10 protein-coding genes are annotated in these 14,601 nt (G+C 55.2%); 3 read left to right on the top strand and 7 right to left on the bottom strand.

Annotated features, from left to right (window positions below; translation table 11 throughout):
• Positions 1 to 13: 13 nt before the first annotated feature.
• Complete coding sequence (mqo, locus tag ACOTY5_RS17185) at positions 14 to 1,663, bottom strand: malate dehydrogenase (quinone) (protein ID WP_032619315.1); 1,650 nt, start codon at positions 1,661 to 1,663, stop codon at positions 14 to 16.
• Positions 1,664 to 1,850: 187 nt separating this feature from the next.
• Here mqo and ACOTY5_RS17180 point away from each other — a divergent pair, with 187 nt between their 5' ends.
• Complete coding sequence (locus ACOTY5_RS17180; protein ID WP_421631983.1) at positions 1,851 to 3,146, top strand: SulP family inorganic anion transporter; 1,296 nt, start codon at positions 1,851 to 1,853, stop codon at positions 3,144 to 3,146.
• Here the strand turns inward: ACOTY5_RS17180 and mgtE are convergent.
• The 6 genes from mgtE to ACOTY5_RS17150 form a co-directional block, all read right to left on the bottom strand.
• Positions 3,109 to 4,545 carry a magnesium transporter gene (mgtE, locus tag ACOTY5_RS17175; protein ID WP_006811337.1) on the bottom strand — a complete coding sequence of 479 codons (1,437 nt, stop codon included), beginning with the start codon at positions 4,543 to 4,545 and terminating at the stop codon, positions 3,109 to 3,111. The two genes, ACOTY5_RS17180 and mgtE, sit on opposite strands and share 38 nt — an antisense overlap.
• Positions 4,546 to 4,685: 140 nt before the next feature.
• Complete coding sequence (locus ACOTY5_RS17170; protein ID WP_017383408.1) at positions 4,686 to 6,329, bottom strand: multidrug ABC transporter permease/ATP-binding protein; 1,644 nt, start codon at positions 6,327 to 6,329, stop codon at positions 4,686 to 4,688.
• Between the two features lie 76 nt (positions 6,330 to 6,405).
• The gene (gene alkB, locus ACOTY5_RS17165; RefSeq protein ID WP_045141701.1) at positions 6,406 to 7,056 is read right to left on the bottom strand and encodes a DNA oxidative demethylase AlkB; all 651 of its coding nucleotides are present in this window, start codon (positions 7,054 to 7,056) and stop codon (positions 6,406 to 6,408) included.
• Positions 7,056 to 8,114, bottom strand: coding sequence for a bifunctional DNA-binding transcriptional regulator/O6-methylguanine-DNA methyltransferase Ada (gene ada / locus ACOTY5_RS17160; protein WP_062934028.1), 1,059 nt, complete (start codon positions 8,112 to 8,114; stop codon positions 7,056 to 7,058). Before ada ends, alkB begins: the two co-directional genes overlap by 1 nt.
• A 72-nt stretch (positions 8,115 to 8,186) precedes the next feature.
• On the bottom strand, positions 8,187 to 9,242 hold the full coding sequence (gene apbE, locus ACOTY5_RS17155; RefSeq protein ID WP_015572290.1) for an FAD:protein FMN transferase ApbE: 1,056 nt from the start codon (positions 9,240 to 9,242) through the stop codon (positions 8,187 to 8,189).
• Positions 9,243 to 9,356: 114 nt separating this feature from the next.
• Positions 9,357 to 10,448, bottom strand: coding sequence for a porin OmpC (locus ACOTY5_RS17150; protein ID WP_045141703.1), 1,092 nt, complete (start codon positions 10,446 to 10,448; stop codon positions 9,357 to 9,359).
• 744 nt (positions 10,449 to 11,192) lie between these two features.
• On the opposite strand from ACOTY5_RS17150, the gene rcsD reads away from it, so the two are divergent.
• Both rcsD and rcsB read left to right on the top strand, forming a co-directional pair.
• Complete coding sequence (rcsD, locus tag ACOTY5_RS17145) at positions 11,193 to 13,865, top strand: phosphotransferase RcsD (RefSeq protein WP_017383411.1); 2,673 nt, start codon at positions 11,193 to 11,195, stop codon at positions 13,863 to 13,865.
• Positions 13,866 to 13,881: 16 nt separating this feature from the next.
• Positions 13,882 to 14,532 carry a response regulator transcription factor RcsB gene (gene rcsB / locus ACOTY5_RS17140; protein WP_003859405.1) on the top strand — a complete coding sequence of 217 codons (651 nt, stop codon included), beginning with the start codon at positions 13,882 to 13,884 and terminating at the stop codon, positions 14,530 to 14,532.
• Positions 14,533 to 14,601 lie beyond the last annotated feature (69 nt).

The following is a 14,601-nucleotide window of genomic DNA, read 5'->3' as shown; positions in this document are numbered from 1 at the left end:
TTTTGCGTTTACCTTACAGCGCGATATCCGCTACCGGCTTGCTTTCCGCCTGAGGCTTCAGCTCTGCCTTTGGCGCAGCATCCGCAGCCTGCGGTTTGACGTATTGCAGTTGCAGAACGCGGCTGGTGTATTCCAGCTCTTGTTCCGTGGCTTCAACGTTACCGTTCAGCTTCGTACCGTAGGATGGAATAATGGTTTTCAGCTTCGCCTGCCATTCCGGGCTGGATACTTTGTCCTTAAACACTTTTTCCATCAGGTGCAGCATGATTGGCGCAGCGGTAGACGCCCCCGGAGATGCCCCCAGCAGCGCGGCAATGGTGCCATCCTTATCGCTTACCACTTCGGTACCCAGGCGCAGCACGCCGCCCTCTTTTGGATCGCGTTTGATAATCTGCACGCGCTGACCCGCCTGCCACAGACGCCAGTCTTCTTTCTTCGCCTGCGGATAGTACTCTTTCAGCGCCTCGAAGCGTTCTTCATCAGAGAGCATCACCTGGCTAATCAGGTATTTCACCAGATCGAAGTTATCCAGCCCCACGTCCATCATTGGCTTAACGTTTGACGTCGTGGTCGCGCTCAGCAGATCCCACAGGGAACCGTTTTTCAGGAATTTGGTGGAGAATGTGGCGAACGGCCCGAACAGCACTACGCGCTTACCGTCCAGCATGCGGGTGTCGATATGCGGAACGGACATCGGTGGTGCGCCCACAGAGGCCTGACCGTACACTTTAGCCAGATGACGGTTAACCACTTCCGGGTTTTCCGACACCAGGAACTGGCCGCCGACCGGGAAGCCCGCGTAGTCGTCCGCTTCCGGAATACCGGACTCCTGCAACAGTTTCAGCGCCGCGCCGCCCGCACCAATAAACACGAACTTCGCCTTAATCACATGCTCGGCTTCGTTGTTTTTCAGATCGGCAACGGTCACGCTCCAGCTGTTATCCGCGTTGCGCTTGAAACCACGCACTTCGGAGCTGAGTTGCAGGTTAAAGTTCTCTTTTTTCTTCAGAGAGGACACCAGCTGACGGGTGATTTCACCGTAGTTAACGTCAGTACCAATTTCAGTGCGGGTCGCCGCTACTTTCTGGTTCGGATCGCGGCCTTCCATGACCAGCGGTGCCCACTCTTTGATTTGAGCGTGATCTTCAGAGTATTTCATCCCGCGGAAAAGCGTGCTCTGTTGCAGGGCAGCGTAGCGCGCGCGCAGGAAGTTGACGTTTTGATCGCCCCACACAAAGCTCATGTGCGGTACGGTGTTGATGAAAGAGTGCGGATTGTGCAACACACCGCTGTTCACCTGGTGAGACCAGAACTGACGTGAGATCTGGAACGCTTCGTTGATCTCTACCGCCTTCTCGATACTAATGGAACCGTCCTTTTTCTGCGGCGTATAGTTCAGTTCCATGAGTGCCGAGTGCCCCGTCCCGGCGTTGTTCCAGCCGTTAGAGCTTTCCTGTGCCACGCCATCGAGGCGCTCGACCATGGTCATGGACCAGTTCGGCTCTAATTCCTGAAGGTACGTTCCCAGCGTGGCGCTCATGATGCCGCCACCAATTAAAAGGACATCCGTTTCCTGCTCTTTTGGTGCGTCAGCCTTCGCCGCCAGCGAGACGACGTTCAGCCCCACGGCCAGAGAAAAGAGCACGGCAGTCATTTTTTTCATCATTTATGCCTTAGTTGAATAGTGCTTGATGCGTGGAAATTACAGGTGAAACACGCTGCGGTGGCACGGTAGCAACTTTTAAATATTGTTTAAAGGTTACGAAATTATTGTAATTGTGAAATTTAATGATGGATTGTTTGTAGGGATTTGGCAGACAGGCTGGCACCCGACGATTTTCCTGGCTATCATGCTGCACTTTGTGATCGCGCGCACGGAAGCCTGCCCCTACCAGCGAATTGTTATGTCATTACCCCACTCGTCTGTACCTCAAGAAGGCCATGTCGCCACTGTTTTACGTTCGCCTCACCGTCTGATGCGCGAAACCCTGGCCGGTGTGATTACCGCGCTGGCGCTGGTCCCGGAAGTGATTTCGTTTTCCGTGGTCGCGGGCGTGGATCCGAAAGTGAGCCTTATCGCCTCCGTGGTGCTCTGTTTCGCCCTTTCCCTGCTCGGCGGGCGTCCGGCCATGGTGACGGCGGCGGCAGGTTCCGTCGCGCTGGTGATTGGGCCGATGGTCCATCAACACGGCGTACAGTACATTCTGCCCGCGGTGGTGATGGCAGGCATGATTCAGATCCTGTTCGGCGCGCTGGGTATGGCGCGGCTGATGCGCTTTATTCCCCAGTCGGTGATGACCGGGTTTGTTAACGCCCTTGGCATTTTGATTTTCTTTGCCCAGGTGCCCCATTTCTGGAGCCGAAGCCCGCTGATTGTGGGCCTGTTCGTGCTGACGCTGCTGATTGTGCTCTGGGTGCCACGCTATATCAAAAGCGTGCCCTCCCCGCTGATTGCCATTGTGCTGCTGACTTTGTTCACCGTCACCAGCGGGCAAATCCTGCCGACGGTAGGGGATGAAGGTTCCATGGGCGGCGGTTTGCCGGGCTTTACGCAACTGCTGGTGCCGCTCAATCTGGAAACCCTGAGCATCATCTGGCCGTGCGCGCTAAGTATCGCTTTCGTTGGCCTGCTGGAATCCTTGTTGACGGCAAAACTGGTGGACGAGCTGACCGCTACCCCCTCCAGTAAGCGCCGCGAGAGCATCGGGCTGGGCGTGGGCAATATTATGGCCGGGTTCTACGGCGGCATTGCGGGCTGCGCGATGATTGGGCAGACCATCGTTAACGTGGAGATGGGGAAAGGCAGAAGCCGTATCTCCCCCCTTGCGGCGGGCATCGTACTGCTGGTGCTGGTTACGGCGCTCAGCGAGGTGATGGCCAAAATCCCAATGGCGGTACTGGCGGGTATTATGGCCATTGTGGCCGTCAAGACCTTTAGCTGGCATAGCGTTCAGCCCGGAACGCTGAAAAACGCGCCGGTGGCTGAAACCGTCGTGATGCTGGTGACGGTTGTGGCAACGGTTTTCACCGGCAACCTGGCGATTGGCGTGCTGGGCGGGATTGTGATGATGTTCATCCTCCCTGCCCGACTTAAGCAAAAAGCGCTGGCTACAGAAGAAAAATCGTCGCCAGTCCAAGAAAAATAAAGAAACCGCCGGTATCGGTAATGGCGGTGATCATCACGCTCGATCCCACCGCGGGGTCGCGCCCCAGCCGGGTCATGGTCAACGGGATAATCACGCCCATCATCGCCGCCACCAGCAGATTCAGCACCATCGCCAGCATCATGACCCCGCCCAGCGCCATATCATCATACAGCCACCAGGTAATGCCGCCCATGATGCCGCCCCAGACCAGGCCATTAATAAGCGCGACGCCCATCTCCCTGAAAATCAGCCACGAGAAATTACCCGGCTGAATGTTTTCCAGCGCCAGGGCGCGAACGATCATGGTGATAGTCTGGTTACCGGTGTTCCCGCCGATCCCCGCCACAATCGGCATCAGCGACGCCAGGGCCACCAGCTGGGAAATGGTATGTTCAAAGCCGTCAATAACGCGGGACGCCACGAACGCGGTGCATAAATTGATGGCGAGCCACGCCCAGCGGGTTTTGACGGCCTTGCCGACGGAGGCATGAACGTCATCTTCGGCACTGATCCCGCCAAGGGCACGCAGGTCGTTATCGGTCTCTTCATAGACCACGTCAACGATCTCATCGATGGTCAGACGCCCCATCAGCTTGCCCACCGAATCCACCACCGCCGCGCTCACCAGGTCATCACGTTCGAAGGTACGCGCCGCTTTTTCGGCATCGTCTTCCGGCGAGAAGACCATCGGCTCGGTTTCCATGACCTCACTCACCCGCTGCTGAGTGCTGTTAAGCAGGATCGTTTTCAGCTCCAGCTCCCCGAGCAGGGTTTTATCCCGCGAGGTGACGAACAGTTTATCGGTGTTGTCCGGCATACTGCCCAGGCGACGAAGATAGCGCTGCACCGTACCCAGGGTAACGTCCGGACGCACGGTGATGACGCCAAACTCCATGATCGCGCCGACGCTGTTTTTCTCGTAGTGCATCACCTGACGCACGCGCGCCCGCTCTTCGGCTGGCAGGGAAGCCAGCAGGCGTCCGGTCAGGTTGCGCGGAAGATGCTGAACGAGGTAAATCTGCTCATCGATATCCAGCGTTTGCAGGGCGTCGAGAATGTCCCGGTCGCTCATCTCATCGATAAGGTCATCCCAGACGTTTTCCGAGGCTTCAAGCAGCACCTGACCGCGCTCGTGATCCTGCACCAGCCGCCACAGGGCGTGGCGCTCCTCGGAAGGCAATGCCTCCAGGGTGTCCGCCAGGTCCGGGGGCGGTAAATGTGCAACCAGCGCACCTACCTCAGCAATATCGTCGGCCAGCGTGCCGACATCATATTGCTCAGCCAGGGTTAGCTTACCCAATAACGTTGACGTGACCGCTTTATCGGTCGTCAGGAGCCAGATGAGCCGCGCACGCTCCTGGTCACGCTGCCTGGCGCTGTTTTTCTTTAATACCGACATCAATCATAAATCCATTAAATGAGTTGGCGTTAAGCATAGCGCGGGGATATGTAAATAAGAATAAACGGCGGGTCGGGATGGAGAAAAAAACGGCATATATGAAAAATTAGTGTGCCGGGCGCCACCCGGCACAATTGCAATCAGGCCGTACGCGCCACCGCGTCCCGTGAGGCCGCATCGCGCTCATCGCCGGTCAGCTCGCTCAGCTTGCCGTCGCGCATCTCCAGCAGACGATCGGCGTGAATGAAGTAGTGATCGTCATGGCTGATGGCAAAAATGGTTTTTCCCATCGCCTGCATCAGCGGCAGCAGGACCTGATAAAACTCGCGACGGAAGTGCGGGTCCTGATCGGCGGCCCACTCATCCAGCAGGATGATGTCGCGCTCTTCGGCCAGCGCCAGCAGCAGCGCCACGCGCTTCTTCTGCCCTTTCGACAGCTTGAGATTCAGGATTTTGCCATCCTGTAGCTCCAGCTTGTGCGACATTTGCAGGTGCGCAAGCCACTTTTCCACCAGCGCCGGATCCGCCTGCTGCCCTTCCGGTCCCAGCAGCCGGTCGAACAGCCAGACGTCGGTAAATACCGCCGAGAAGAGCTTGCGGTAGTCCTCCGGTTTCTCCGCGCTCAGCGCTTTACCATCCAGCAAAATTTCACCCGCCTGCGGCTGGTAGAGGCCCGTCAGCAGCATCGCCAGCGTAGATTTGCCGCTGCCGTTGCCGCCGATAAGGAACAGCAGTTCGCCGCGATGAATGGTCAGGTTTATCGGCCCTACGGAGAAGGCGTTATCCTGATAGCGGAAGGTAACGTTACGCAGCTCCAGCGTTTGCCAGTTCGGGAAGGCCTGCGGGCGCGGGAACTCAGCCTTAAACGGCGCAAGGTCGAATTTCTTCAGCTTGTTGAAGGCCACCTGAGCGCTCAGCAGCGTCGGCAGTGCGCCAACGGCCGACAGCAGCGGCGTGCGTAAAAACAGCAGCGTCAGGGAGTAGGTTGCCGCCACGTTGGTATCCGCCCACCCCAGGCTGTTCGCCATCCAGAACACCAGGCCAATCGCGCCCAGCATCATGATGTTGGACCAGTTCACGGCGCTCAGGTGGAACGTATCGGCGCGGATAATGTGATGACGATATTCGTGCGCATCCGGAATATAAAGATGGTTGAAGATATGCTCGGCACGCTCGCGGTTCAGCGTCAGCTCTTTGCGCCCTTCCAGCACCGTCTGATAATCGTTATAGAGCTTGTCTTCCGTTTCGCGCAGCACCGCCATGTGCTTATAGACGCGTGATACCAGCAGGAACCCGCCCCAGATGGTAATAACAATCCACAGCGCCGTCACCGCCAGCATTTTGCTGGAGAGCCAGGCGAGATAGGCTGCCGAGCCAAATGTCAGGATGATCCCCTGCACCAGCTCCGGCAGGCGCACAAAGGCGATGGTAATGGCGCGCACATCGCTGGTCAGCCCCGCCAGCAGAGAGGCACTTCCCAGCTGTTCGATGCGTTCCACCTGAGTATCAAGGATCCGTTTGATGAACTCACTGCGCAGACGGAAAACGAAATGGTGGCCGAGGGCGGTCAGCGCCAGCTGTGACCCGAGCGTGACTGCCATCAGCAGCAGCAGTAAACCCAGAAATTCCGGCAGGACTGAGAGTGACGTGTCGACCATTTCGATCAAACGCACGTTAATGAAGGCAATCAGGCCGATCCCCAGCGCCGCGCTGGCAAGGCTTAACGCCATCACCGCGATAAAAGGCCAGCGATACTGCCGCCAGACAAGAAGAAGTAGTTGCATGCAGAGCAATCCGGACAAGAAAAATCAGCCAGCAGTGTAAACTGCCTTTCACACACATCAAGAATAATTCTTATTTTTATTCTCTGTATGCCGCCTGACGGAACGTGAGGTTGTAGCGAAACGCCCCCGCCACCGGGTGATCGCCGGGTTTAAGCGGCTGAATACCGTGGTAAAAAAGCCGTGATTCACCGCCCCAGACCACCACATCACCATGCTCCAGCATCAGCCGTTTGAGCGGGTCGTTGCGCCGCAGGCCGCCAAACTGAAAGACAGCGGGCAGCCCAAGGGATACCGAGACGATCGGCGCGCGCAGGTCCGGCTCGTCCTTATCCTGATGCAAGGAGAGCTTTGCCCCAACGGCATAGCGGTTGATAAGACAGGCATCGGGTCGAAAATCAGGATAGCCGGCCGCCACGGCGGCGTCATGACACAGCGCCTGAAACGCCTCCGGCATCGGCGGCCACGGCTGATCCGTCAGCGGATCGTTCGCGGCATATACATAGCCCCGCTCATTCGTCGCCCATCCCAGTTCGCCGCAGTTGGTCATCGCCACGGACATGGTATACCCGCCCGGCGTAACCATATGGCGAAATGGCGAACAAGCGGAAACGGCATCAATACCGTCGAACAGCGCCGCCGCGCGGGAAAGCGCGAAGCATCTCAGGATCGTCGCCCCCGGCGCGAGCGGCTCGTGCCAGGGTTCAGCATCAGCAAAAAGATCGAGCATTATCCCTCCGGGTTGTTCGCCTCACGTTTCAACAATAGCATCTTACGCGCTGCTCCCCAGCGATAACCCGACAGCGCACCGTCGTTACGCACCACGCGGTGACAGGGGATGACTATCGCCAGTTTGTTGGCACCGCAGGCCCCCGCCACGGCACGTACGGCATTGGGTTTACCAATGGCCTTCGCCACCTGCTGATAGCTTGCCGTTTTACCGCAGGGGATATCCCGCAGCGCCTGCCAGACCTGCTGCTGGAAGGCGGTACCACGGATATCCAGCGGCAGCGTCAGCGGCGTCGCGCGGCTGTCGACAGAGGCAATAACCTGCCGAACACGCCCGGCAAACGCGCCTTCCATCGGTTCACGGACGGCAAGCGGAAACAGTGACAGCAGCTCAGCCGTCAGCCCGGCGTCGTCATCACCCAGCAGTATTGCGCAGATCCCGCGCTCGCTTTCCGCCACCAGACAGCGGCCCAGCGAGCAGTCACTGATGGCATAGCGGACCGCAGCCTCTCCGTTGCGGTACTGTTTTGCCGTCATGCCCAGCGCGCCGTTGGCTTTACGGTAGTAGCTGCTGCCGTCCGGAAAGCCAGCGGCCAGTACGGCGTCGGTGATTTTACCGCCCTGTGCAAGCAGGGTGCGCAGGCGTTGTTCACGCGCGGCCTGCTGCCATGCTTTAGGCGTCATGCCGGTGACGGATTTAAACAAGCGGTGGAAATGGAACGGACTCATGGCAACCTGCTGCGCCAGTGCCTCCAGGTTCAGCGCGGCATCCTGTTCAAGCAGTCGACAGGCCAGCGCAATGTTGGCCATTTTCTGCGCCATAGGGTCGACCTGGTCCGGCCTACAGCGCTTACAGGGGCGGAAACCCGCCTGCGCTGCCTGGTGAGCGTCAGGATAAAAGCAGACATTTTTACGCAGCGCGTGGCGGGCGCGGCAGGACGGACGACAATAAATGCCGGTCGTCTGCACGGCAAAGACAAACTGGTTATCCGCACGCGGATCGCGGGCCAGTACGGCCTGCCAGCGATCCTCATCGGTAAGATAGGTTGTGTTTTTCATTATCGGCTCCTCTTACAAGCATACGCTCAGCTTGCCTGAACGCCACCGAACAAAAACCCGCAACCTTGCTTTTTAATTTTTTTCGCTCACCAGGAAGCTGTTGAACTGCGGCGAACTCCAGGTTTTAAATCCGTCAGCCTCTTTGGTGATCATATAGACGGCCAGCCCTTCCTGACGCACCACCTCTTTGGCCTTCTCCGTGCCGAGCACCATCAATCCAGTATCCCAGGCATCCGCTTCCAGCGCGGTTGGGGCTATCACCGTCACGGACACCAGGTTGTGGGTAATCGGGCGTCCGGTTTGCGGATCAATCACGTGCGAGATACGTTTGCCATCCAGCTCGTAATAGTTGCGGTAGCTTCCGGAGGTGCTGATACCATGCCCGTTGATGTCGACAATCGCCTGCACCGCGTTCTGCTGATCGGTTGGTTTTTGGATGGCCACTCGCCACGGCCTGCCGCTGGCGTTCATGCCCCGGCTGACGAGCGCGCCCCCGACGGAAACCAGATAACGGGGAATGCCTTCCTGCGCCATCAGGGCCGCGAGATGATCCGCAGCATACCCCTCGCCTACCGTGGAGAGATCCACAAACAGGTCGGGAATATCTTTTTGCAGGTATTGCTGACCGTACTGGGAGATCACCGCCAGATGCTGTAACCCTGTACGGGCGCGGGCGTCGTCGATGGCGGCTTGATCGGGTGTAGTCACCGGCTGCTTGTTGGGGCCAAATCCCCACAGGTTCACCAGCGGCCCCACGGTCACATCCATTGCGCCGTTGGTTTTGTAGCCCACGCGCATCGATTCCGTGACGATATCGGCCATCGCTTCGCTCACCGGCCACAGCGAGGTGCTGCTGGAGCGATTGAAACGCATCAGCGCTGAGTCATTTTTATAGGTAGAGAGTAGCTGATCGTCGGCATCCAGCTGCGCCTGAATTTTACCGCGTAATTCTTCAGCGCGGGATTTATCAATATCCATCACGCTGACGCGCCAGAAGGTCCCCATGGTTTTCCCTTCCAGCACCGTCGCGGCGGGTGCGTCGATTTTTGCGGGCTGTGTGGAAGAGTCACACGCGGTCAGGAGTAAAAAAGTCGCCAGAACGCTGGCGCGTAAAAAAGTCATATCCATTGGTTATTATCCTCATGCCAGGGCGGCAAGAGTACACTAAAACAGCGTATTTGTAAGACCCTAAAAAAGCATGAAAAAAGGGGCCTGATGGCCCCTTTGTCGCTGTATGAGCAATTAGAACTGGTAAACCAGACCCAGCGCGACGATATCGTCAGTACCGATACCTGCTGCGCGAGTGAAGTCGTTCTCATCAACCAGGTTGATTTTGTAATCAACGTAGGTGGACATGTTTTTGTTGAAGTAGTAAGTCGCGCCAACATCAACATATTTCAGCAGATCCTGGTCGCCGTAGCCGTTTTCCAGGTCCTTACCTTTAGATTGCAGGTACGCCACGGATGGACGCAGACCGAAGTCGAACTGATACTGCGCAACCACTTCGAAGTTCTGCGCTTTGTTAGCCCAGCCCAGGTCGCCCGCACGGGTCGCGTTGTAAGTCTGAGTATACTGTGCAGCCAGGTAGATGTTGTTCGCGTCATATTTCAGACCACCGGTGTAGGTCTCAGCACGATCGCCGTTACCGTAGGCCATGGCGTTCTGGTCATCAGTACGTTTAGAGCTGGTGACCGCCGTACCGAGTGCGAAGCCTTCGCCCAGATCGTAGGTCAGAGAGCCACCGTAGCCATCACCGTTCTGACGCAGTGCCTCACGACCGTTGTTGGTCTGGCCTTCGCCGCTTGCGCTGCCGTTTTTACCCTGGTACTGCAACGCGAAGTTCAGACCATCAACCAGACCGAAGAAGTCCTGGTTACGGTAGGTCGCGAAGCCGTTACCACGCTGCTGCATGAAGTTGTCAGAACCGTAGGTATCGCCGCCGAATTCCGGCAGAACGTCGGTCCAGGAAGTCACATCGTAAACAACGCCGTAGTTACGACCGTAGTCGAATGAACCCGCATCAGCGAATTTCAGACCTGCGAACGCCACACGCGTCCATGAGTTGTTTTCGTTCTCACCAGAGTTACCCTGGATCTGGTATTCCCACTGGCCGTAACCGGTCAGCTGGTCGTTAACCTGAGTTTCACCTTTGAAGCCCAGACGCATGTAGGTCTGGTCGCCGTCTGCACTGTCGTCATCAGAGAAATAGTGCAGACCATCCACTTTACCGTACAGATCTAATTTGTTGCCGTCTTTGTTATAAATTTCAGCCGCATTTGCTGCGCCTGCCACCAGCAGAGCTGGTACCAGGAGGGACAGTACTTTAACTTTCATTTTATTAACCCTCTGTTATATGCCTTATTATTTACCACTGCTTACTGGTCAACCCTCTTAACCAGTCGGCAAGTTCATTCTCCTCAAAAATGCAGAATAATCCAACAGGAATATGATACGAAAACTTTGAAGATGTTTCACTTTACCATCAACATGTTTCAATTTGTAAATTTGAAGGAACTTTTACAGAGCATAAATAGTTTAAAAATATAGCACGGATAATCAAAACAAAAATATATTCTATTTAATACAAGTGATTAGCTTAAAAAACAGTACAGCACTGAATGACAAAAAAATTCCCTTCAACACCACTAAAATAACTCTCGCTATCATCATTAACTTTATTTATTACCGTCATTCAGTTCTGAATGTCTGTTTATCCCTAATTGAACCGGATGCTTCGCATTCGGTTTTTTTTTACCTTTCTTTACGTCAGCCTACATTTTATGTGCTACCCCTCAGAAATGATAACGACTATTAACTAAATCCAGCTTTCGGCTTTCGCTGAATTCTTTTTTATGCTATTGAAATTAATTTCTTGTTTATTCGTGCTATTTTCCTGCCGGTGCGATCGCGTATTTATACATTTCACGGGGTTTTGTACACCTTTCATCCGGGGACGTTGAAGCCGGTTACCCGGATAAAAAGTCAAGGTCATACCGTTAACGACGCTGGAAATTCAGTTATTACCCTTTATACTGCCCTATCCCATTACCGCGCGGCCATTACGGGTTAAACACATCGATGAGTCAGACTGAAACTACCGCCCCGAGCAAATTCTCCCTTCTACCGGGCAGCATCACCCGTTTCTTTCTTCTGTTGATCGTTGTGCTGTTAGTCACAATGGGGGTGATGGTTCAGAGCGCCGTTAATACCTGGCTTAAAGATAAAAGCTATCAAATCGTCGATATCACCCATGCGGTGCACAAGCGCATTGATACGTGGCGCTATGCGACCTGGCAAATCTACGACAATATCGCTGCCGCGCCTGCCACCTCGTCAGGCGAAGGGTTGCAGGAAACGCGCCTTAAGCAGGATGTGTATTACCTTGAAAAACCGCAGCGCAAGACGGAAGCCCTGATTTTCGGCTCGCACGACAGCGCAACGCTTGAGATGACGCAGCGGATCTCCTCGTATCTGGACACCCTGTGGGGCGCCGAGACCGTACCGTGGTCAATGTATTACCTGAACGGTCAGGACAACAGCATGATCCTGATCTCAACCCTGCCGCTTAAGGATCTCTCCTCCGGCTTTAAAGAGACCACCGTGGGCAGTATTGTGGATTCCCGTCGGGCAGAAATGCTGCAACAGGCCAACGCGCTGGACGAGCGAGAAAGTTTCTCGTCACTACGCCGTCTTGCCTGGCAGAATGGCCACTACTTTACGCTGCGAACCACCTTTAACCAGCCGGGCCATCTGGCGACCGTGGTTGCCTTCGACCTGCCGATTAACGATCTCATCCCACCGGATATGCCGCTGGACAGTTTCCGTCTGGAGCCAGACAACAGCACCCAAAATATGCGCACGCCGTCGGATAAAGAAGGCGCGGACAGCGTAGCGATCTCCTTTAATGGCTCAAAGATTGAGATTGCCTCATCGCTCAACTCAACCGGTATGCGTCTGGTGTGGCAGGTGCCTTTTGGCACCCTGATGCTTGATACTCTGCAAAACATTCTGCTGCCGCTGTTGCTGAATATTGGCCTGCTGGCGCTGGCGCTGTTTGGCTACAGCACCTTCCGTTTCCAGTCGGGCCGCCAGAGCGACTCGACGTCGGTATCAGCCGGGACCAGCAACGAGTTGCGCATTCTTCGTGCCCTGAATGAAGAGATTATTTCTGTGCTACCGCTTGGGGTGCTCGTTCACGACCAGGAGGCTAACCGCACGGTAATGAGCAATAAAATTGCCGATCACCTTCTGCCGCATCTTAACCTGCAAAATATTACGGCCATGGCGGACCAGCACCAGGGCGTTATTCAGGCCACCGTTAATAATGAACTGTATGAGATCCGCCAGTTCCGCAGTCAGGTCGCCTCGCGCACGCAAATCTTCATCATTCGCGATCAGGATCGCGAAGTGCTGGTGAATAAAAAGCTCAAGCAGGCGCAAAGGCTGTACGAGAAAAACCAACATGGCCGCGCGGCGTTTATGCAAAATATTGGCGATGCCTTTAAACAACCGTTAAAGTCACTCGCCACGCAGATTGCTGATCTGAGCACGCCGGAAAGCCGACAGCTCAGCAGCCAGGCCGACTCCCTGGTTCGTCTGGTGGACGAAATCCAGCTTGCGAACATGCTGGAGAATGACATCTGGAAGGGCACCCCTACGCTCTTTTCCATCCAGGACCTGATTGATGAGGTGGTGCCGGAAGTCCTGCCGGTGATCAAGCGCAAGGGACTCCAGCTGCTGATCAACAACCATTTACCGGCCAACGACGAACGTCACGGCGATCGCGATGCCCTGCGTCGCATCCTGATGATGTTGATACAGTATGCCGTCACCACGACGCAGATCGGCAAGATCACCCTTGAAGTCAGCACCGATGAGTCCACCGACGATCGTCTGACGTTCCGCATTCTGGATACGGGCGAAGGCGTCACAGTGAGCGAAATTGATAACCTGCACTTCCCGTTCCTGAACGATACCCAGCGCGACCACTACGGCAAGGCGAATGCCCTCACCTTCTGGCTCTGCGATCAGCTGGCGCGTAAGCTGGGCGGTCATCTGAACATCAAGGCGCGCGAATCCCTCGGCACCCGCTACTCTTTACACGTGAAAATGGCGGCGAATCCCCAGGAAGAGGATGAAGAGCGTCTGCTGGACGATGTGGTGGTGATGGTGGATGTGACCTCCAGTGAGATCCGTAATATCGTCGTTCGTCAGCTGGAAAACTGGGGGGCGTCCTGCATTACCCCGGACGAAAGGCTCGCGAGTCAAGAATTTGATCTATTTTTAACTGATAATCCGTCTAATCTTACTGCCTCAGGCTTGCTTTTAAGCGATGATGAGCCAGGCGTGCGGAAAATCGGCCCTGGGCAGCTGCGCGTCAACTTTAATATGAGCAATGCAATGCAGGAAGCTGTATTACAACTGATTGAAGAGAATCTGGCGCAGGAAGAGATCCTGGAGTCACCGTTAGGCGGCGATGAAAATGCCGAACTCCATGCCAGCGGATATTATTCGCTCTTCGTTGATACAGTACCAGATGATGTTAAGCGGTTGTATACTGAGTCCGCTGCGCAGGATTTTGCAGCGCTGGCACAGACAGCACACCGGCTTAAAGGGGTGTTTGCCATGCTTAATCTGGTTCCCGGCAAGCAGTTATGTGAAACGCTGGAACATCTAATTCGTGAGAAAGATGCCTCTGGCATTGAAAAATACATCAGCGACATTGACGCTTACGTCAAGAGCTTGCTGTAGCAAGGTAGCCTTATACATGAACAATATGAACGTAATTATTGCCGATGACCATCCGATTGTACTGTTCGGTATTCGCAAATCACTTGAACAGATCGAGTGGGTGAATGTAGTCGGTGAATTTGAAGATTCCACAGCCCTCATTAACAATCTGCCTAAACTTGATGCGCACGTGCTCATTACCGATCTCTCCATGCCTGGAGATAAGTACGGTGATGGGATCACGCTCATCAAATACATTAAACGCCACTTCCCGGACATTTCGATCATTGTTCTGACCATGAACAATAACCCGGCGATCCTGAGCGCCGTTCTGGATCTCGATATTGAAGGGATTGTGCTGAAACAAGGCGCACCTACCGATCTGCCAAAAGCGCTGGCGGCGCTACAGAAAGGGAAGAAATTCACTCCTGAGAGCGTCTCACGCCTGCTTGAAAAAATCAGCGCGGGTGGCTATGGCGACAAGCGTCTCTCGCCTAAAGAGAGTGAAGTTCTGCGTCTGTTCGCTGAAGGTTTCCTGGTCACTGAAATCGCCAAAAAGCTGAACCGCAGTATTAAAACCATCAGTAGCCAGAAAAAATCCGCAATGATGAAGCTGGGTGTGGATAACGATATCGCCCTGCTGAACTATCTCTCTTCCGTGACGCTGAGCGCAACGGACAAAGATTGATCTTCGCTGTCTACGCCGGGTGGCGCTCGCGCTTACCCGGCCTACAGCCGCCGGAGAAATAAAAAAGGC

The sequence above is a fragment of the Enterobacter cloacae complex sp. SHL018 genome (genome assembly GCF_049237905.1).
Classification (GTDB): Bacteria; Pseudomonadota; Gammaproteobacteria; order Enterobacterales; family Enterobacteriaceae; genus Enterobacter; species Enterobacter hormaechei_C.
Note: the sequence above shows the minus strand (reverse complement) of the source record. Positions and strands in the feature narration are given on the sequence as shown.